This window comes from Dermacoccus abyssi (assembly GCF_003515945.1).
In the GTDB taxonomy this organism is placed as follows: domain Bacteria; phylum Actinomycetota; class Actinomycetes; order Actinomycetales; family Dermatophilaceae; genus Dermacoccus; species Dermacoccus abyssi.
In genome coordinates this window covers 1-18,418 of sequence record NZ_QWLM01000015.1, presented here as the reverse complement: position 1 = coordinate 18,418, position 18,418 = coordinate 1, and the positions used below count along the sequence as shown (strand labels likewise).

Sequence of the window (18,418 nt, the reverse complement as noted above, 5' to 3'; positions counted from 1 at the left end):
GCACCGCGCCCCGCGGCATGCTGCAATGACTGACGTGGCCCCCGCCGAACCTGCATCCGCTGACGTGACGAGCCGTGACCTGCGCGGCGCATTCGGCATGTTCGCGCTGGGTGTCGCCCTCGTGCCGATCGGTCTTGTCGAGACGTGGACGGACACGCCGTGGACACTCGAACGGTGGTGGCATCTCGCACCCCTCGCGGTGCTCTGTGCGCTCATGGCCGTTCGGCGTGGGCGCCCGCTCACCGCGATCGGCGTCGGCGTTCTCGTCTTCGTCGCCGAGGGGTTCTTCGGCGGGAGCCTCGCGTCGTTGCTCGTGTTCATCGAACTCGTCCACGCGGCCGGGCGTTACGGGCGGGGACGGATCGCCGACCACCTCGCCCACGTCATCGTCGCCGTCATCGCAGCCGTCGGTGTGCTGACGCTCGTGGCGACCCGCGACCTACGCGTCGCCATCATGGCGGCGCTCACTGTCTTCGCGGTCCTCGGCACGTCGTACTGGTGGGGCGAGTCGGCGAAGCAGCAGGCCGACCTCGTCGAGGCCGAACGAGCTCGCGCCGAGGATCTGGCGCGCATGGCGGCGCTTCGCGAGGAGCAGGCCCGTCGAGGCGAGCGCGAGGCGATGGCCGGCGAGATTCACGACGCACTGTCGGGCAACCTCGCGGCCATCACGATCCACGCCGAGGCGGGCCTCGCGAATCCGGAGGTCGCACCGCAGGCTCTGCAGGGGGTCCGGACGACGTCGAAGCAGGCCATGGGCGAACTGCGCTCGATGCTCGCCGTTCTGCGGCCTGACGGGGGCCCGGCGATGCCGCCGTCGAACCTCGAGGATGCGGTGGACGCAGCCCGCGGTCGCGGCCTCGAGATCGATGCCCGGTACGAGCCGGCACTTCTCGGCGATCTGCCACCCCAGGTCGCGCACGCGGCCTACCGGGTCGCCCAGGAGTCGCTGACCAACGTCGAGCGTCACTGCCCCGGAGGGCAAGCCGAGCTCGTCGTGACGCGTGACGGCGACCTCGCCATCACCGTCGACTCGCCGTGTGGAGTCGGTCCGAGGAGCGACGGCGGGTACGGCCTCACGTCGATGTCGGAGCGTGTCACCTCGCTCGGCGGCGTTTTCGAGGCCGGTCCGCACGACGGAGGGTGGCGCGTTCACGCCGTCATTCCGCTCGACTCTGGTGAGGTGGTGGCATGACCGACATTCGCGTCCTGCTCGCCGACGACCACACGGCGATCCGCTCCGGGCTGCGCCTCATCCTCGACGGATGCGACGACATCGAGGTCGTCGGCGAGGCGCGCGATGGCGCCGTTGCCATCGCGCAGGCGCGCAGCCTGCGCCCCGACGTCACGCTCATGGACGTGCGAATGCCGGGCACGGACGGCATCGCGGCGACCCGCGAGATCGTCGCGAACGGTTGGTCACGCGTTCTGGTGCTCACGAGTTTCGAGATCGACGAGTACGTCGTCGGAGCCCTCGGCGCCGGCGCCGACGGCTATCTCGTCAAGACGATCGACGCCGGCCCTCTCGCCGACGCGGTGCGTCGCGTCGCCGCCGGTGAAGCCGTGCTCTCGCCTGAGGTGACGCGCCGCGTCATCACGGGCTTCGTCGCGACCGAGCGCCCGCCTGCAGTTGACGAACGATCAACATGGCCAAGCGATCTCACCGACCGCGAGCGCGAGATCCTCGCAGCGCTGGGCGAGGGATTGTCGAACGCCGACATCGCGTCGTCGCTCTTCATCGCCGAGTCGACGGTGAAGACCCACGTCTCGCGTATCCTGACGAAGCTGGGGTGCACCACCCGGGTTCAGGCCGCCATTGCGGCCCGCCGCGCCGGCCTCGTCCCCTGAGCGCGTCGCGTCCGGGTGATTCTGTAGACATTCGGCGTCCTATACAGCGCGGAACGTCTACAAAATCCCGGGCTGAAGCACCCGTATTCTTGATCCATGCCCGACGGCCCCGAACTCAGCGCCCTCGCAGGCGCTCTGGGGCCCGCGGTGCTCGAACTCGTCGACCACCTTCCCGGCACGATGTTCTGCGTCAAGGGCGCCGACGGCCGTTACATCGCGGTCAACCCCACCTTCGTCGAACGCACGAACAAGCGCTCCCGCGCCGAGGTGCTCGGGCGCCGGGCCGGTGAACTGTTCGTCGCCGAACTCGCCGACCGCTACGAGGAGCAGGACGCCCGCGTCCACTCGAGCGGACGCCCCCTGTTCAACGAGTTGGAACTCATCCGCGCTCCGGGCGGCCCGTTCCGCTGGCACGTCACCGCCAAGGTGCCGCTGCGTGACGAGGACGGGCGGGTGACGGGCGTCGTCAGCATGTCGCAGGACGTCGGGGAAGGTGCGGCGGACGACCGGACGATGACGTCCCTCGGTGCCGTCGTCGCGCACATCCGCGCCCATCTCGGCGAGAACGTCACGTCCGAGGATCTCGCCCGCGTGGCGGGATGCTCGGTCGACACCCTCGAACGCCGCTGCCGTCGGGTGTTCGGGCGTTCGCCCGGCCAACTCATCCTCTCGACGCGCATCGACGTGGCCCGCGGGCTGCTCACCGGCTCCGACATGCCGCTCGCCCAGATCGCCGACCTCTGCGGCTACGCCGACCAGGCGGGGTTCAGCCGTACGTTCACCCGCCTCGTCGGCATCCCGCCGGGCCGTTACCGCAAGTCCATGTGACGCCGAACGGGCGTCACGACGCCGAGTTCTCCGCCATGTTGTCCGGGTTGTCGGGGGCGCCGGGGTTGTCGTCGCGGCCCGTCGCGAGATAGGCGTGACGCACCCGCAGGGCCTCCTCGACCTCCTCGAAGGCGGGGTCGACGAACGTGCGACGGTACGTCGCATCGCTCGTGGAGACGGCGGTGAAGTTCAGCCCACTGACTGCAGCCATGATGAGGCTCACCTGCACGAGACTCTGACTGACCGGCAGCACCGACCACGTGCCGGTGAAGGACACGGGCGCGGACCCCATCCAGGCCGTGGCCGTCGCGTCGGGCACCGCGAGCCACCCGATGCCGATGAAGAAGCAGAAGACGACGGCAGCGAGCAGGACGTTCTGCACGAGTGTCACGACGAACCGAGGACGAGCACGTTGATTCGCTCGCCGGGACGCAGGCGCGGGGCGCCGGGCTCGGCTCGCGCGAAACGGTCCTGAAGGTCACCGAGCACGTCGCGCGAGACGAACAGTGCGAACACCAGGCCCAATCCGTTGCCGACGAGCGCCAACAGCCACGTCCTGCCCATCGAGAGGTGGCGGACGACCTGCCACACCTCGGCGTTGAAGCACATGAAAAGGGTCGTGAGCGTCATCACCGGAAGGACGCGTCCGACCATCGTCCCGAGGGTGTCGAGCTCGCGCCCCACGCATCGCAAGGCCCACAGGCCGACGGCGCCGGCTCCGACGTAGGCGGCGAGCACAACAAGGATCACGAGGACGAGCCGTTCGCGGAAGGAAGCCACCCAGGAGACACCGTGCACGACGTTGGACCCCAGGAGTGCCACCACCGCCACGGCGGATACGCCGACGCGAGCCCCCCCTCCCGACGGCGCCGTAGCACCCAGGCGAACACGGCGAGCCACACAGGCGAAAGCACGAGAACGCTCATGGTCACGAGGATGTCGGCCTGCGTGCTCCCCGCGACCTGCTCGACAGGCGTCGACCCGAGACCCTCCGCCACGCCCACGAGGTGTCCAAGAGCAACAAGGACGACGAGCACGGTGAGCAAGGGCGCGGCGCAACGCCCGGACAGCCCCCGAAGCCGGTCCTTCGGCCGCACGAACATCGGGACGCCGGAAGCGAAGAGTTGGGCACGCAGCTGTGCGTCGGACGAGTGGGTCACGTCACCATCCTGACCGATCGCGCGCACTGCGCCCCATTACGAGCGCTCGACTTCTACGGTGGTACCCACGTCAGGCCGCACCCACACGAGAGGCACCCATGTCCGAGACGAACGCCGAAATCACGACCGCTGACCTCTACGACGAACTCGAGGACGCCCTCGACTCGTGCTCGACGCAGTTCCGCCGCTTCGGACGCAAGGCCCGCTTCCACGGCACGATCGTCACGGTCCGCTGCTTCCGCGACAACCAGATCGTCAAGGAGACCCTCAACTCCCCCGGCGAGGGCAAGGTGCTCGTCGTCGACGGCGACGCCAACGTCGAGAGCGCCCTCATGGGCGACATGATCGCCGAGGCCGCGGTGAAGAACGGCTGGGCGGGCGTCGTCATCAACGGAGCCATCCGCGACAGCGTTGCCGTCGACGAGCTCGACCTCGGCGTCAAGGCGCTCGGCACCAACCCGCGCAAGTCGGCCAAGGCCGGCGAGGGCGAGAAAGACGTACCCGTCAGCTTCGGCGGCGCCACGTTCACCCCGGGCGATCACCTGTGGAGCGACGAGGACGGCGTCGTCGTCACCTCAGCAGAGAACGCGAAGCGCCTCTCCACCGTCGCCTGACACCGACCGGCGCGCCCTGCGACTCGACTGATCGCCCCTCGATAGGTGGCACCGGGCACGGCGCTCGCCTACCTTTGGATCATGAGTTCCACAGTCGCGTGCATCGGTTTCACCGACCCTTCGTCGTTGGCGAGCATCGTCCGTGAGAAGGGCGAGCCGGTGCACGAGCTGTCGAGCACCAACCTCTGGGTCGACTCCAGCGGCGCAACGCTGTTCCTCGACCGCAACGCGCAGTACGCGCGCCCCGGCTTCTCAACGCCTGTTCGCACGCCGTACCGCGGCATCACGCCGATGGAGAACGGGCTCGCGCAGGTCGTCTTCACCGATGTCTCGGGCTTCGAGCTCGACCCGTTCACGGTTGTGCCCAACAACCGCTACACCGTCGGCTGGGCGCCCGTCGGACGTGTGGCGCTCGTGGCCATGGGTATCGACACCGAGTTCTTCCCGACGGCCGAGGACTTCTTCGACTCGCCCCGCAGCGCACTACCCGGCTTCGAGGGCGAACCGCCCGCCGAGGTCAAGCAGTTCGGGCTCGCGTGGCCGCCCACGATGGAGATCGAGACCTTCCTCCCGAGCGACAACGCGGATGACGCGCTCGCCACGTTGAGCGGCACCGTCCAGTTCGCCGAGGTGCAGAAGAACTCCCTCACGGGCCACGAGTTCCTCGTCTCGCGAATCGCCACGGTGTGCGGTGAGGTCGACCTGTGCACCCCGTTGCCTCTCGAAGGCGCCCCGACGCCGGGGTCCGTCGTCGTGGGTCAGGTCGAACTGCTCGCGGGGTTCCCGCCGTTCGGCGTCGCAGACACCTCGAGCTACCAGGCACCCGACGAGCGAGTCGGCCCCACCTTCCGCGACGAAGAGCCCGAGATTCCCTCCGACCTGCCGCCTGCTGACGAAGACCTGCCCGAGGGCCTCGTGCTCGGCGAGGACGGCGTCGTGCGGACCGACGAGGAACACCGCGCCTGGAAGGGCGGTGACACCGAGGCGGGTTCCCGCCCGCCGGCAGGCGTCTCACGTGACACCCGCGACCCCGCCTCCCCCGAGGACGAGTTCGATGCCCGCCGTGAGGTGCCCGAATTCGAGGTCGACCCCGAGGCTCCCGAAACCGTCGAGGGTCAGAGCACGTCGAGCGCTCCCCCGCCGACCGATGCCCCTGCGGATCCTGAGTCGGGCTTCTCGGAGAGCCACGACGACAGTGCGAGCGAGGGTGAAACCGACGCCTCCTCCGATGACCTGCCTCGGCCCGGTGAGACGCGGCGTGAGTGGCGAGCACGCACCGGACGCTGACCCCGGTTGTGCTCAAGGGACGAAAAGCCCAGTGCGTTTTACCCCCTCCTCGGAGGAATGTGATCCTGACGTACTGGACAATGGCTCAGTGACTCCTTCGGCTTCGCAGCAGCCTGCCCGCTTCCGGCGGGCCGCTTGGCGTGCCGCCGAGGTCTTCACCTCGCCGGTGCCGCCGCAGGAGTTCGCGCGGTTGTTCAACCCGCTCGTCTCGAGCCGCCAGCTGCGCGGCGTCGTCACGGCCGTGCGTCACGAGACGCCGAACTCCGCCACCATCGAGTTCAAGCCGGGCGGCGGGTGGGATCCGCACAAGGCCGGTCAATACGCGCGCATCGGCGTCGAGATCGACGGTGCCCGTAACTGGCGCTCCTACTCCCTCGCCACGGCCGAGGGCCACGACCCGGCCATCACCGTCACCGCGGTGGGTCGCGTGTCGACGCACCTCGTCCGCACGACGAAGCGCGGTGATGTGCTCTTCCTCGCGCCGCCGCAGGGCGACTTCCTTCTGCCCAGCGGCCCGCGTCCGCTCCTCATGCTGACGGCCGGCAGTGGCCTCACGCCCGTCATGTCGATGCTGCGCACCCTGCTGCCGAAGCGGCACGACGCGGACGTCGTCGTCGTTCACTCCTCACGCACGCCGGACGAGACGCTGTTCCTCGACGAGTTGAAGCGCATGAACGACGAGCACCACAGCCTGACGCTCGTGCACCGCTTCACCGCACACGAGGGGCGTCTCGATCTCGCGACGACGCACGAGCTCGACGAGCTGTGCCCTGACTGGCGCTCCCGCAAGACGTTCGTCTGCGGCCCGCAAGCCATGCTCGACGACGCCGAGAAGCTCTGGCACACCGAAGAGTTGCCGCACGAGCTCACGGTCGAGCGCTTCATGCCGACGCTGTTCGCCGACCCCAACGCGCGTGGCGGGCTCGTCACGTTCGAGAAGTCCGACAAGGAAGCCACGGCGGAGGGCAACACCTCCCTCCTCGAGGTCGGCGAGGACGCCGGCGTCCTGCTTCCCTCCGGGTGCCGCATGGGCATCTGCCGCACGTGCCTCACGCCGCTCGTCAGCGGCACCGTCCGTAACCTTGCTTCGGGCGAACTGTGTTCCGACGAAGGTGAACTCATCCAGACCTGCATCAGCGCAGCCGTTGGGCCTGTGCACCTCGACGCGTAAGTTCAGGAGTTGTCATGACTGTCACGACCACCGAGCCCAAGGCCGGGGCGTTCGACCGCAAAACGGGTCGCGCCGCGGCGAACCCCGAACGTCGTACCGGCGTTCTGCCCACGAGCGGCCACGTCGCCGTCCGCCCGCCGACGGCGGCGCACCTGTCCGACGAGGACGTCGAGCGCCTGGGCGCCGAACTCGACGCCATCCGTGACGAGGTTCTCGCCCAGCGCGGCGCCAAGGACGCGGCCTACATCAAGAAGATGGTCAAGATCCAGCGCGTCACAGAGCTCGCCGGTCGCGTCGCCATGATCGGTGCGCGCAGCCGCATCGCGTGGAGCGCGGGCGTCGGGCTCATCGCGCTCGGCAAGGTGCTCGACAACATGGAACTCGGGCACAACATCCTGCACGGGCAGTGGGATTGGATGCGCGACCCCGACATCCACTCCACGACGTGGGAGTGGGATTTCGTGGCGCCGGCCAAGGGCTGGCAACACACGCACAACGACCTGCACCACACGTGGACCAACGTCATCGGCAAGGACCGCGACGTGGGCTACAACATCCTGCGTGTCTCCGACGACCAGCCGTGGAAGCCGCGCGACGTCTTCAACCCACTCGTCAACGCGCTGCTCGCGCCCACGTTCGAGTGGGGCATCGCGAGCTACGACATCGAATGGGATCAGTACAAGGCCGGGTACAAGACCCGCGAGCAGATGATGTCCGACATGCGCGACCTGCGCGACAAGGCCGTCGGCATGGTGCTCAAGGACTACATCGCGACGCCGCTCGCGGCAGCAGCGGTCGGCGCCGTCGTCGGCAAGGCGTTCGGACGCCCCGCACGGTTCGCGTCGATCGCCGCACGTGCCCTCGGGGGCACGGTGGCCGCCAACGCGCTGCGCAACGTGTGGGCGCACTCGGTCATCTTCTGCGGGCACTTCCCCGACGGCGTCGACACCTTCGAGGAGGAGATGATCGACGGAGAGACGCGCGGTGACTGGTACGTGCGTCAGATGCTCGGCTCGGCCAACATCGACGGCACCCGCGTCTTCCACACCCTCACCGGCAACCTCAGCCACCAGATCGAGCACCACCTCTTCCCGGACCTGCCGAGCAACCGCTACATCGAGGTAGCCCCGAAGGTGCGCGACATCTGCCGCCGCTACGGGCTTCCCTACAACACCGGACGCTTCGGCCGTCAGCTCGGTTCGACGTGGAAGAACATCTGCGTGCTCGCCGTGCCGACCCGCGAGGAGTGGGCCGCCTACCGGGCTGCCTGAGTTCCCCGATGGGCGCGCCACAGGAATCGCAAGATTCCTGTGGCGTACCGCATAATGACCTGTATCACGCCCGCATGCTCCGATCGGAACGATATGGGCCCCGACGAAAGTTGACTCCCATGTCGCTCAAGACCCGTGCGCTCGCGGGCCTCGGCACCGCTGCTGTGGCCCTCTCCTTCGCCGCCCCCGCCGTCGCTGCTCCGACGCCGACACCCACGGTGCCTCCGGCCGTCGCCCAGGCCGCCACGAAGCTTCCCCCGTTCCCGGGTGCGAACGCCACGGACGCCGAGATCGAGGCGTGGCTGACGCACGCCGCCAAGACCATGGGTCTGCCGGCCTTCCCGGGCGCCGACGCCACCGAGGCCGAGGCTTACGCCTTCGTCAACGCTGTCGTGAAGATGTTCGGCCTGCCGGCCCTGCCCGCCATGAACGCCTCCGATGCCGAGTTCGAGGCGTGGGCGAACAAGGTCGCGAAGATGTTCGGTCTGCCGGCTCTGCCCTCCATGGACGCTTCCGAAGCCGAGTGGGAGGCCTGGTTCACCAAGCTCATCGGCATGGAAGGGGAGATGCCGAGCGTGCCCGGCGCCACCCCGTCGCAGCCCGCCGAGACGGCCCCGCCGGCCGCCGGCCCCATTGTCCAGACCGACCGCGTCGTCCCGCAGTCGTCCAACGCCACCGCCCTGACCGCCACGGGCTCCGCGGCAGCGCTCATCGCAGGTGCCGGCGTCGTCCTCGTCGCACGCCGCCGTCGCGCGATGCGCTGATCGATCGCTCCAGGCGAGCAAGTGGCGTCCGGCTTCGGCCGGGCGCCACTTTGTGTTTGCCGCGCCAGGGCGGGGTTCTCACGGGGTGTGGTGGCTGTTCGGGTAGCGGTTGCCTTTGCATCACGCCCCGCGCCCTTGTTAGGAAGGAAGATCAGCCGGGAGGGCGAACGTGCCCTCCCACCCCCATCGTCGACACGAGAGGTGACCCATGTTCCACTCGAGCCGAAACCTTCGTCAGCGCGCAGCCGGAGTCGCCGGAGGCCTTGCCCTCCTCGGCACGGCGGGCATGGGTCTCGCGAGCGGCGCGAACGCCGCGACGTGGAGCCAGGCCAAGCCGACGCTTGACGCCATCAAGTTCTGCGAGAGCTCCAACAACTACCAGGCACAGAACCCGACGAGCACCGCCTCGGGCGCCTACCAGTTCCTCGACACCACGTGGCAGAGCCTCGACGCCTCGGCCGGGTACTCCCGCGCCAAGTTCGCGCCGGCCTCGGTGCAGGACGCCGCTGCTCTCGAGCTCTACAACGAGATGGGCACCTCGCCCTGGGCTGCCAGCAGCAGCTGCTGGGCCAAGTAAAGCCCTCGCTTCACGATGCGGCGCTCATCCCCGATGCGGGATGGGCGCCGTTCGTCATGCGGTATCCCGCGCCACGCACCGTCACGATGTCGCGGCGCCCGAAGGGACGGTCTAGCTTCGCACGCAGGTGACTGACGACCTGGTCGACGACGTTGGAACCCGCTTCGTGGCCCGCGCCCCATACGTGATCGGCGATCCGAGCGCGCGAGATGACCTGGCCGGGATGACGCATGAGGAGTTCGAGCAGGGCGAACTCACGCGCCGACAGCGCGATCGTCACGGGCTCACCCTTATCCTCGCGGACGGCACAGCGTGCCGCGCGATCGAGGCGAAGGTCGCCCAGGGTGAGGTCGTCCGGCAGGAGCGTCGGCGGGCGGCGCGTCAGAGCCCGCAGGCGTGCCGCCACCTCCGCGAATGGCACGGGTGAGACGACGACATCGTCGGCGCCGGCATCGAGGGCCGCGACCGTCTCGTTGCTGCTGCCGCGGCGAGCCATGACGAGAATCGGCGCACTCTCGCCCTCCTCGCGCAGCGCCGCAATCGTGGGCACGTCGTGAACTCCCGGGCGTGAGGAGCAGACGACGACCACGTCGACGTCGGACTCGCCCGCCAGCCACAACGCCTCGCCCCGCGCATGCGCCGACTCGACGACGTACCCCTCCTGCTCGAGGGCCGGATGCAGTCGTTCGGCCACACGGCCGCCTTCGTCCACGATGAGTGCTTTCATGCCGCAGAACGTAGGGAGCACGGCTTTGAGTTCGATAAGAACGGTCGCCGCGCTGAGGAGCGCCGTCGGGCGGCGAGGCGAGGCTGCGAAGGCGTCACTCGGACGGCGCCCTCCCCACGTAACTCACTGCAGATCAACGGGTTCCATCTCCACTTCGGCCACACTCCCGCTGCCTCGCGGCTGCTCACAGAAGGCACACAGCGTGTCGGCGGCGACATCCGGACGTCAGGCGGGGGCAACGAAGCCTCGTCACGGTTGATGACGTCAACCGATGAAAGGAACACCAGATGTCCCCCATGAAGAAGCCCATGCGAGTTCGAGCCATGACGGTCGCCGGTGGTATCGCCCTGCTCGGTGCAACCGGAGCCGGCCTCGCCGGCACCGCGAACGCCGCCACCACGTCGTCCGCGAGTTCCACGCTCGCCAAGATCAAGTACTGCGAGAGCGGCGGCAACTACCAGGCCGTGAACGCCTCGAGCGGCGCGTCCGGCGCCTACCAATTCCTCGACTCGACGTGGCGCAGCCTCTCGGCCGCGTCCGGCTACTCGACGGCCGCGTCGGCGCCTGCCTCCGTGCAGGACGCTGCGGCTCAGGAGCTCTACGCGCAGATGGGCACCTCGCCCTGGGCCGCGAGCAGCAGTTGCTGGTCGAGCATGACGAGCGCACCGGCCACGTCGTCGACGAGCACGACCGCGAGCGCGAACACCACTGCGACCTCCAGCGCGTCGACCGCTGCGACCACGAGCACGACCACGACCTCCTCCACGTCGTCCACCTCACCGACGACGCAAACGGGCAAGGCCGCGAAGCCGCACGCCCCGAAGGCCCAGAAGCCGGGGGCCAAGCACGCCCACGCCCCCGCGAAGAAGGCTGCGAAGCCGCACGGCAAGGACGCGAACAACCACGCGCCGCACGCACACGGCGGCAAGCATCACGCGAAGCCGAACACGCCAAAGCCGGCGAAGAAGGCGTCGAACACGCTGTCGCCGAAGGCAGCTCACGCCCCGGAACAGGCCGCTGCCTGACGTTCACCGGCCCCCGCCGGCTCGCACCTGCTCGCCCCCCGAGGGCAGGACGCGGGTCGGCGGGCATGTCGCGTCAGGCGGGGACGCGCGTCCGTCTCGACGCGTCGACTCGTACCACTCGGTGTACTCCTCGTGCGTCATGTCCCCGCTGATGACACGCGTGTACTCCTCGCTGAATCCGCCCTCGTCCGCGGACTTCGGCCCCGACTCCATCTCACCGAGCGACTGCGCGTTCGGATGGACCTTCCCACCTGAGGTCGCGCTCCCGCGCTCGTCGACGAACTCGGGGGCGAGGTTCGACTGCGGCGCCGGCGCGGGGCTCTCGCTCGGCTCGGCGTCGGGATCCACACCGTCGACCAGCGTGGAAATCTTCTTCGCGAGTTCCCGGTTCTCCGGCAGTACCTGGCGCTCCGGGCTCACCGAACAGGTAATCGGCCATCTCCTGACGAGGCACCCACACACCGCGCCCGGGCAGGTAGCGCTCGATGTTGCTGTTCGGGAGTTGCCGGATGAGAGCCCACGGCTCGCCGCCCGGATCCGAGATGACGAACCACCGCTCTTCGAGTCTGAATTCCATTTCTGACCACGCCCCTTCTGACGCGATCGTATCGAGCACGGGTCGTTCGAATCCTTGACTCCGGCGAGGACAAGACCGCGCGCATGGCGGATCGGGCGACGCGGTTCAGGCCTGCACGTCGACGCCCGTCGTTGCCCGAGCGTTCGGACTCTGCTCGGCTTCCTGGGTGTGCACCCACTCGGCGATGAGTCCGACGATCTCCTCGTGGCGGCGCACCCATTGGATGTGCCCAACGCGGATGGCGGCGTGACGGCGCGTCACCCGGGCTCGCGGCACGATTTTCAACAATTCCTCGAGCGCCGTGACAGGCGCGAGTGGGTCCTCGGGCAACGAGATGGCCAGCACGTCACCGGTGTAGGCGGCGAGGGCATCGTCGTAGCTGCGCTCGGCGCCCTTGGGCCGCACGTGCCCCGTTCGGGCCAACCGGGCCCAATCCGCGACGAGAACGCCCGACTGGCGCCCCCAGAACTTGAGTCGATCGCCGGGCCAGTACCCCACGGTGCGCGCCACGAACGCCATGAAACCCGTGCCCAGGTAGGAGCGCAGGAACCCGTTGCGCTCGAAGCCTCGCCAGTAGGGGCTGCCCGTCGCGACCAGGGCGAGGCCACGCGGCGAGAAGCCGGCCCGGGTGGCATCGTCGCCGGCGTGCATCGCCGCTGCGAACAGTGCGATGTGGGCACCCAAGCTGTGACCGAGGATGTAGACGGGTGCCTCGGGGCGCTCCCGGTGCGCGTACGTCATCACTGCTTCGTGAACCTTCGTCGCGAGCGCGTCGTACCCGTACGAGGAGTGACGCCCGACGCCGCGCGGAGTCTCCCGGCCCGGGTACTCGACAACGACGTTCGCGAGGCCCGCGGCGGCAAGCGCCGGCGCCAGATGACGGTAGAAGCGAGCGGGCGTTCCGAACGCCGGCCAGACGACGAGCAGCGGTGCGGCCTCGTCCTCGGCGGGGGTGAACGTAACCTCGACGTGCTCTCCGGGCGCCCATTCCAGCTTCACTCGCCGAACATTACCGACGAGTCACATGGCATGAGACAAGATTGGGTCATGGAAACGCGTTCGTTGTGGCTCGTGCGCCACGGGCAGGCGTCGTTCGGCAAGTCCGACTACGACAACCTCTCCGAGGCCGGGCACGAGCAGGCCTACCTGCTCGGCAAGGACTTCGCCCGCCGCGGCATCACGCCGTCCCTGCTCGTGAGCGGATCCATGAAGAGACATCGCCAGACGCTCGCGGAGATCGCCGCCGGCGCAGGGTGGACGCTCACCGACGTCACGGACGACACCGAGACGGCCGAAGCATCGGCCAAGGGTGACAAGACCAAGAAGGACAAAGCCGACAGGGCCAAGTCCGCCACGACGGACGTTCCCGACCTCGGTGCCGACATCAGCGTCACGCACGCCCCGCCCGTTCTTCGTCGGCGCCTCGACGAGCGGTGGAACGAGCTCGACCACCGCGCACTGCTCACGGCCTACAAGCCGGCGTACAAGAACATGCTCGTGCTCAAGGCCGACATGGTGCGCACGCTGCGCCCCCGCATCGCCTTCGAGGACACCTTCGCCAAGGCCGTCGACCGCTGGAGCAGCGGCGACTTCGACCACGACTACCCGGAGAGCTTCACCGAGTTCGCGACGCGCATCAACGATGCTCTCGGCTCGATCGTCGACGGCACCGAAGAGCACGTTGTCGTCGTGACGTCGGCGGGTCCGGTGTGCTGGACGATGGCGCACCTCGCCGCGGCCGACAGCCTCGACGCGTGGAAGCAGTTCACCCTCGCGGCGGTCAACACCGGCGTCACCCGCATCACGATCGACCGTCACGGCCCACACGTGCTCACGTTCAACGAGTTCACCCACCTCGACGGCCCGGATCTCGTGACGAACCGCTGAGCGGTGAACGCCCTGTCCGAGCCCAGGTTCGAGTGCGCGACAATGGCGGCATGACCGCACCGTCGACGACCCAGCTCCAGCTCACCCAGATGATGGGGACGCAGCAGACGAACCTTCTCGGAACGGTGCACGGCGGCAACGTCATGAAGTTCGTCGACGAGGCCGCCGGCTCCACGGCGGCCCGGTTCAGCGGCGGCCCCGCCGTGACGGCCGCGATGGACGAGATGGTGTTCCTCGCGCCGGTTCGCGTCGGTGATCTCCTTACCGTGAAGGCGCAGGTCAACTGGGCGGGCCGCACCTCCGTCGAGGTGGGCGTGCGCGTCGAGACGACACGCTGGGACGAGCTCACCGCACCCGTCCACGTCGCCACGGCCTTCCTCGTCATGGTGGCGGTCGACGAGAACGGAGCGCCGCGCACCGTGCCCGAACTCGTGCCGGAGACCGACGAGGACCGCCGCCGCTACCGCGCAGCCGAACTGCGTCGCGAGCACCGCCTGGCACGCCGTTCGGCCATTCAGGAGTTGGGCGCCGGCGAGGCGTCGCTCGAGCGTCCATGACGCTCACCCTGACGCAGCTCGCACAGTTCACGCTCGGGGCGGTTCTCATCGCCCTGCTGCCCGGCCCGAACTCCCTCTTCGTCGCGACGACGGCCGCAAAGGTTTCCCGCGCCGCGGGATGGCGTGCCGCTCTCGGCGTCTTCATCGGTGACGGCGTGCTCATGGTGCTGGCCGTGCTCGGCGCCGGCACGCTGCTGGCCGGCGGGTCGGTCTTCTTCCGCCTCCTGACGCTCGCAGGTGGCGCCTACCTCGCGTGGCTGGGTTTCGGTCTCATCCGCCAGGGCATCGCCCTGCGCCGCGAAGCTCGCCCTTCTGCCGCGGCGACAGGAGCAGAGCCGACGGAGACGACGCTCACGATGCACGACGCGCGCTACTCCCCGTTCCGCCGTTCGCTCGCGACGAGCCTGCTCAACCCCAAGGCGATCCTTTTCTTCGCGGCGTTCTTCGTGCAGTTCGTCCACCCCGACGATCCGCACCTGTGGAGCAACTTCGGCGTGCTGGCCGTTATCATGCAGTGCATCAGCGCCGCCTACCTCGCCACCGTCATCGCGGTGAGTGCGCGGCTGGGTCACCGCGCGAGCGGCCGCCCGGGCCTGGTGATCGGCGCTCACCTCGTCGCCGGAACGGCCTTCTGCCTCTTCGCCATCAAGCTGGCCTCCGCCTCGTTCTGAGACGGTTGCGGCGTGGGTGCCCGCACGGCGAGGCCGCTCGGTAATGTGACTCGGGTCACGTCCCCGTGGAGAGGTCCGCCATGTTCAGCGCCGCCGTGTCCGAGTCCGTCGCCACCGCCCGTCGCAACGCCCTCGGAGACGTGCTGCGGCGCAGCGCTGCGCGTGAGCCGAACAAGCTCGCGCTCGTCCACCGTGACACGAGCTACACCTACGCCGAGCTGAACGAGCGTGTCAACGCGTGCGCGAACGCCTTGGCCGAACGCGGTGTGACGAAGGGCCAGCGCGTCGCCCTGCTGTCGCACAACAACGCCGGGTTCGTCGTCGTGACGTTCGCGCTCGCCAAGCTCGGTGCCATCTGCGTTCCGGTCAACTTCATGCTCAACGCCGACGAGGTCGCCTACATCCTCGAGCACTCGGGCGCCCGCGGCCTCATCGTCGAGGACGCTCTCGTGCGGACGGCGGAGCGCGCCATGGGCAAGGCGAGCACCGACATCGGCCTACGCGTCGTCATCGGCGCCGCGGCTCCCGAGGGTTGGGAGGCGAGCGACACGCTGCTCGCCCACGAGGATACGAGCGAACCCGTCGTCGACATCGCCGACGACGACCCGCTGCAGCTCATGTACACGAGCGGCACCGAATCGCGCCCCAAGGGCACGATCATGACGAGCCGCAGCCTGCTTGCGCAGTACGTGAGCTGCATCGTCGAAGGGCGCTTCTCGCGTGACGACGTCGCCCTGCACGCGTTGCCGCTCTTCCACGTGGCCGCACAGCACTGCATGCTGACGCCGTACGCCTCCCTCGGCGCGACGAACGTCGTCCTCGACGGCCCGGAGCCGGGCGCGTTGCTCGAGGCGATCGAGCGGCACGGCGCCACGAGCCTGTTCTGCCCGCCGACCGTCTGGATCTCGCTCCTGCGTCACCCGGATTTCGACACGCGTGACCTGTCGTCGCTCAAGCGTGGGTACTACGGCGCATCGATCATGCCGGTTGAGATCGTCAAGGAGCTGAGCAAGCGGCTGCCGAACATCGACCTGTTCAATTTCTACGGCCAGACGGAGATGAGTGCACTCGCCCTCGTCCTCGGCCCGGAGGACCAACTGCGCAAGCCGGGATCCGCCGGTCGTGCGGCGATCTACGTCGAGACGCGCCTGATCGACGACGCCGGCGACGACGTGGCCCCCGGAGAGGTGGGCGAGATCGTCCACCGCAGCCCGCACGCGACGTGGGGATACTGGAACGACGAGGAGAAGACGGCCGCAGCCTTCGAGGGCGACTGGTTCCACTCGGGCGATCTCGGCACGCGTGACGACGAGGGCTACATCACGATCGTCGACCGCAAGAAGGACATGATCAAGACCGGCGGCGAGAACGTCGCGAGCCGCGAGGTCGAGGAGGCCATCTACACCCACCCGGCCGTCTCGGAGGTCGCGGTGTTCGGTGTGCCGCACCCGACGTGGATCGAGACCGTCGCCGCTGCCGTCACGCCCAAGGAGGGCCTCGACGTGACGGTCGAGGAGTTGCGCGCCTACTGCCGCGAACGGCTGGCGGGCTTCAAGACCCCGACCGTCATCGTCATCGTCGATGCGCTACCGAAGAACGCGAGCGGCAAGATCCTCAAGCGTGACCTACGTCAGGAGCACGCCCAGGCGCAGCCGCTGGACGTGCCTCAGGGCTGACGCGCGCCGGCGACGTCCTCGGGGTAGCCCTCGTAGAACGGCACGTAGCCCTCCTTCGTCAGCACCCAGACGCGGTCGTCGCCCGCACCGGCGTAGCCCGCGTCGCGCAGTTCGACCTTTCGCGACTTGAACGTCGACGTCTGCTCGAGCGACTGGACCTCACGCACGAACAGCGGCACGGCGTACTTGGGCAGCATCTCGGCGAGGCGGCCGGCCACGTCACTGGAGTCGAAGTCCTCGCGCAGGACGACGGCAGCCATGCCCGCACGGCCGTCGCTCCCCGGAACCTCGACGCCGTAGACGGCACAGTCCTGCACCTGCGGGAGGCGCTCGAGCGCAGCCTCGACCTCGGTCGTCGCGACGTTCTCACCCTTCCAGCGGAAGGTGTCGCCGAGGCGGTCGACGAAGGCCACGTGTTGGAAGCCCTGACGGCGCACGAGGTCGCCGGTGACGAACCAGCAGTCACCCTTGCGGAAGCCGTCACGCAGCAGCTTCTTCTCGGTCTCACCCTCGTCGGTGTAGCCGTCGAACGGCTGGCCGGAGGTCACCTTGGCGAGTAGGAGGCCGACTTCGCCGGTCTTGACCTGCTCGAGGCGGCCCTTCGCGTTGCGCAGCGCGTCGCCGGTGTCCGGGTCGTAGCGGACGACCTTGTGCGGCAGCGGGCACGTGCCGGCGGTCTCGTCGAGGTTGTAGGCGTTGATGAACGCGATGTTGCACTCGCTGGCGCCGTAGAACTCGGCGATGCGCTCGATGCCGAACCGTTCCTGGAACTCGCGCCAGATGTCGGTGCGCAGACCGTTGCCGACGATGACACGCACACGATGCTGACGCTCGATCGGACGCTCGGGCTGGCCGAGCAGGTAGCGGCACAGTTCACCGATGTAGACGAACGAGCTCGCGTCGAAGCGGACGATGTCGTCCCAGAAGTTCGAGACCGAGAACTTGCCCGCAATGGCCATGGACGCGCCGCCGTTGAGCACTGCACCGAGCGCGACCGTCACGGCGTTGTTGTGGTACAGCGGGAGGCAGCAGTAGAGCGTGTCGTCCGCCCGCAGGCGCACGCCGAGACCGCCGAGACCGGAGTAGGACTTGAGCCAGCGGTGGTGGCTCATGATCGAGGCCTTGGGCATGCCCGTCGTGCCCGACGTGAAGATGTAGTAGGCCTTCTCGTGGCCACGCGTCTCGGCGCACTCGGAAGGGTTCTGCGCGGCAGGTGCGGGCGCACCATCGGCGGCGGCGCGCATCTCGTCGAGCGTCATGACGTTCTGCTGCCCCGCGGAGGGCGCGGTCTCGAGGCTCTCGCGCAGCGACTCCTCGAGGACGACGACGCGGGCGTCGAGAATGCCGAGGCTGTGGTCGAGTACGTCCCCGCGCTGGTTGTAGTTGAGCAGGCCGCTCACCGCGCCGAGCTTCACCGTCGCGAGCATGACGAGCAGCATGTCGATGGAGTTGTGGGAGAGCAGCCCCACGACGTCCCCGCGCTGCACCCCGGCGTCGCGCAGCACAGACGCGTACCGGTTGACGCGTTCATTGGCCTCGCCGTAGGTGAGGCGGCCCTCGTCGGCGATGACGAAGGTGCGCTCGGGCTGCTTGCCCGCAAGATCCTGGAAGACGGCACCGATGGAGGACTTCGTCGTCGGCCGCCGCACGAGCAGACCAGGGGCGTTGCGAGCCACCTGCCCGGGCGTGTCAACTTGTCTGTGTAAGCGGGGTGGTCACAGGTAGGGGTTGATCCGGTCGGGGTAGGCCGCGGCGAGCTGGGCGAGGGCCTGCTTCCAGTT

General features: G+C 68.7%; 19 protein-coding genes and 1 pseudogene. 14 read left to right on the top strand and 6 right to left on the bottom strand.

What is annotated here, in order from left to right; translation table 11 throughout:
- The first annotated feature begins 25 nt into the window (after window positions 1–25).
- The 3 genes from D1832_RS11920 (at window position 26) to D1832_RS11910 (ending at window position 2,673) form a co-directional block, all read left to right on the top strand.
- Window positions 26–1,192, top strand: coding sequence for a sensor histidine kinase (locus tag D1832_RS11920; protein ID WP_182434777.1), 1,167 nt, complete (start codon window positions 26–28; stop codon window positions 1,190–1,192).
- Window positions 1,189–1,845: a response regulator gene (locus D1832_RS11915; RefSeq protein ID WP_118914289.1), complete on the top strand. Its 657-nt coding sequence runs from the start codon at window positions 1,189–1,191 to the stop codon at window positions 1,843–1,845. The genes D1832_RS11920 and D1832_RS11915 overlap by 4 nt, the downstream gene beginning before the upstream one ends.
- A gap of 96 nt (window positions 1,846–1,941) precedes the next feature.
- Window positions 1,942–2,673 carry an AraC family transcriptional regulator gene (locus tag D1832_RS11910; RefSeq protein ID WP_118914287.1) on the top strand — a complete coding sequence of 244 codons (732 nt, stop codon included), beginning with the start codon at window positions 1,942–1,944 and terminating at the stop codon, window positions 2,671–2,673.
- A gap of 13 nt (window positions 2,674–2,686) precedes the next feature.
- On the opposite strand, the gene D1832_RS11905 is transcribed toward D1832_RS11910, so the two are convergent.
- On the bottom strand, window positions 2,687–3,064 hold the full coding sequence (locus D1832_RS11905; RefSeq protein WP_118914285.1) for a hypothetical protein: 378 nt from the start codon (window positions 3,062–3,064) through the stop codon (window positions 2,687–2,689).
- Complete coding sequence (locus D1832_RS11900; protein WP_147362692.1) at window positions 3,061–3,498, bottom strand: hypothetical protein; 438 nt, start codon at window positions 3,496–3,498, stop codon at window positions 3,061–3,063. Before D1832_RS11900 ends, D1832_RS11905 begins: the two co-directional genes overlap by 4 nt.
- Window positions 3,499–3,931: 433 nt before the next feature.
- On the opposite strand from D1832_RS11900, the gene rraA reads away from it, so the two are divergent.
- The 6 genes from rraA (at window position 3,932) to D1832_RS16020 (ending at window position 9,517) form a co-directional block, all read left to right on the top strand.
- Window positions 3,932–4,447 (top strand): ribonuclease E activity regulator RraA, encoded by a 516-nt coding sequence (gene rraA, locus D1832_RS11890; RefSeq protein ID WP_118914281.1) that lies wholly within the window; start codon window positions 3,932–3,934, stop codon window positions 4,445–4,447.
- Window positions 4,448–4,528: 81 nt separating this feature from the next.
- Window positions 4,529–5,734, top strand: a complete 1,206-nt coding sequence (locus D1832_RS11885; protein WP_147362691.1) for a hypothetical protein — start codon at window positions 4,529–4,531, stop codon at window positions 5,732–5,734.
- 88 nt (window positions 5,735–5,822) lie between these two features.
- A complete protein-coding gene (locus D1832_RS11880; protein WP_182434776.1) occupies window positions 5,823–6,905 on the top strand; it encodes a ferredoxin reductase in 1,083 nt (360 codons plus the stop codon).
- A gap of 14 nt (window positions 6,906–6,919) precedes the next feature.
- Window positions 6,920–8,176, top strand: a complete 1,257-nt coding sequence (locus tag D1832_RS11875) for a fatty acid desaturase family protein (RefSeq protein WP_118914276.1) — start codon at window positions 6,920–6,922, stop codon at window positions 8,174–8,176.
- 119 nt (window positions 8,177–8,295) lie between these two features.
- Window positions 8,296–8,940 carry a hypothetical protein gene (locus tag D1832_RS11870; RefSeq protein WP_118914275.1) on the top strand — a complete coding sequence of 215 codons (645 nt, stop codon included), beginning with the start codon at window positions 8,296–8,298 and terminating at the stop codon, window positions 8,938–8,940.
- 208 nt (window positions 8,941–9,148) lie between these two features.
- Window positions 9,149–9,517, top strand: a complete 369-nt coding sequence (locus D1832_RS16020) for a transglycosylase family protein (protein WP_052947189.1) — start codon at window positions 9,149–9,151, stop codon at window positions 9,515–9,517.
- A 10-nt stretch (window positions 9,518–9,527) separates the two neighbouring features.
- Here the strand turns inward: D1832_RS16020 and D1832_RS11860 are convergent, their stop codons facing one another.
- Window positions 9,528–10,244 carry a response regulator transcription factor gene (locus D1832_RS11860; RefSeq protein ID WP_118914273.1) on the bottom strand — a complete coding sequence of 239 codons (717 nt, stop codon included), beginning with the start codon at window positions 10,242–10,244 and terminating at the stop codon, window positions 9,528–9,530.
- Window positions 10,245–10,531: 287 nt separating this feature from the next.
- On the opposite strand from D1832_RS11860, the gene D1832_RS16015 reads away from it, so the two are divergent.
- Window positions 10,532–11,269: a transglycosylase family protein gene (locus tag D1832_RS16015; protein WP_118914271.1), complete on the top strand. Its 738-nt coding sequence runs from the start codon at window positions 10,532–10,534 to the stop codon at window positions 11,267–11,269.
- Window positions 11,270–11,272: 3 nt separating this feature from the next.
- On the opposite strand, the gene D1832_RS11850 is transcribed toward D1832_RS16015, so the two are convergent.
- A complete protein-coding gene (locus D1832_RS11850; RefSeq protein WP_118914270.1) occupies window positions 11,273–11,689 on the bottom strand; it encodes a hypothetical protein in 417 nt (138 codons plus the stop codon).
- Between the two features lie 262 nt (window positions 11,690–11,951).
- Complete coding sequence (locus D1832_RS11845; RefSeq protein WP_118914268.1) at window positions 11,952–12,845, bottom strand: alpha/beta fold hydrolase; 894 nt, start codon at window positions 12,843–12,845, stop codon at window positions 11,952–11,954.
- 48 nt (window positions 12,846–12,893) lie between these two features.
- On the opposite strand from D1832_RS11845, the gene D1832_RS11840 reads away from it, so the two are divergent.
- The 4 genes from D1832_RS11840 to D1832_RS11825 all read left to right on the top strand — a co-directional run bounded on the left by D1832_RS11840 (window position 12,894) and on the right by D1832_RS11825 (window position 16,637).
- A complete protein-coding gene (locus D1832_RS11840) occupies window positions 12,894–13,733 on the top strand; it encodes a histidine phosphatase family protein (protein WP_118914266.1) in 840 nt (279 codons plus the stop codon).
- Between the two features lie 50 nt (window positions 13,734–13,783).
- A complete protein-coding gene (locus D1832_RS11835) occupies window positions 13,784–14,290 on the top strand; it encodes an acyl-CoA thioesterase (RefSeq protein ID WP_118914264.1) in 507 nt (168 codons plus the stop codon).
- Entirely contained in the window at window positions 14,287–14,961 is a 675-nt protein-coding gene (gene leuE, locus D1832_RS11830; RefSeq protein WP_118914262.1) for a leucine efflux protein LeuE, read from the top strand. The genes D1832_RS11835 and leuE overlap by 4 nt, the downstream gene beginning before the upstream one ends.
- An 80-nt stretch (window positions 14,962–15,041) precedes the next feature.
- Window positions 15,042–16,637 carry a fatty acyl-CoA synthetase gene (locus tag D1832_RS11825; protein ID WP_118914260.1) on the top strand — a complete coding sequence of 532 codons (1,596 nt, stop codon included), beginning with the start codon at window positions 15,042–15,044 and terminating at the stop codon, window positions 16,635–16,637.
- Here the strand turns inward: D1832_RS11825 and D1832_RS11820 are convergent.
- Window positions 16,628–18,316 (bottom strand): annotated as a pseudogene (locus D1832_RS11820) (long-chain-acyl-CoA synthetase); the annotation flags it as partial. The gene D1832_RS11825 and the pseudogene D1832_RS11820 sit on opposite strands and share 10 nt — an antisense overlap.
- Window positions 18,317–18,418 lie beyond the last annotated feature (102 nt).

What these genes read in the sequence shown, in the direction of transcription:
- D1832_RS11920 (WP_182434777.1), top strand. Translation starts at nt 26, where the DNA reads ATGACTGACGTGGCCCCCGCCGAACCTGCATCCGCTGACGTGACGAGC.
- D1832_RS11915 (WP_118914289.1), top strand. Translation starts at nt 1,189, where the DNA reads ATGACCGACATTCGCGTCCTGCTCGCCGACGACCACACGGCGATCCGC.
- D1832_RS11910 (WP_118914287.1), top strand. Translation starts at nt 1,942, where the DNA reads ATGCCCGACGGCCCCGAACTCAGCGCCCTCGCAGGCGCTCTGGGGCCC.
- rraA (WP_118914281.1), top strand. Translation starts at nt 3,932, where the DNA reads ATGTCCGAGACGAACGCCGAAATCACGACCGCTGACCTCTACGACGAA.
- D1832_RS11885 (WP_147362691.1), top strand. Translation starts at nt 4,529, where the DNA reads ATGAGTTCCACAGTCGCGTGCATCGGTTTCACCGACCCTTCGTCGTTG.
- D1832_RS11875 (WP_118914276.1), top strand. Translation starts at nt 6,920, where the DNA reads ATGACTGTCACGACCACCGAGCCCAAGGCCGGGGCGTTCGACCGCAAA.
- D1832_RS11870 (WP_118914275.1), top strand. Translation starts at nt 8,296, where the DNA reads ATGTCGCTCAAGACCCGTGCGCTCGCGGGCCTCGGCACCGCTGCTGTG.
- D1832_RS16020 (WP_052947189.1), top strand. Translation starts at nt 9,149, where the DNA reads ATGTTCCACTCGAGCCGAAACCTTCGTCAGCGCGCAGCCGGAGTCGCC.
- D1832_RS11860 (WP_118914273.1), bottom strand. Translation starts at nt 10,244, where the DNA reads ATGAAAGCACTCATCGTGGACGAAGGCGGCCGTGTGGCCGAACGACTG.
- D1832_RS16015 (WP_118914271.1), top strand. Translation starts at nt 10,532, where the DNA reads ATGTCCCCCATGAAGAAGCCCATGCGAGTTCGAGCCATGACGGTCGCC.
- D1832_RS11840 (WP_118914266.1), top strand. Translation starts at nt 12,894, where the DNA reads ATGGAAACGCGTTCGTTGTGGCTCGTGCGCCACGGGCAGGCGTCGTTC.
- D1832_RS11835 (WP_118914264.1), top strand. Translation starts at nt 13,784, where the DNA reads ATGACCGCACCGTCGACGACCCAGCTCCAGCTCACCCAGATGATGGGG.
- leuE (WP_118914262.1), top strand. Translation starts at nt 14,287, where the DNA reads ATGACGCTCACCCTGACGCAGCTCGCACAGTTCACGCTCGGGGCGGTT.
- D1832_RS11825 (WP_118914260.1), top strand. Translation starts at nt 15,042, where the DNA reads ATGTTCAGCGCCGCCGTGTCCGAGTCCGTCGCCACCGCCCGTCGCAAC.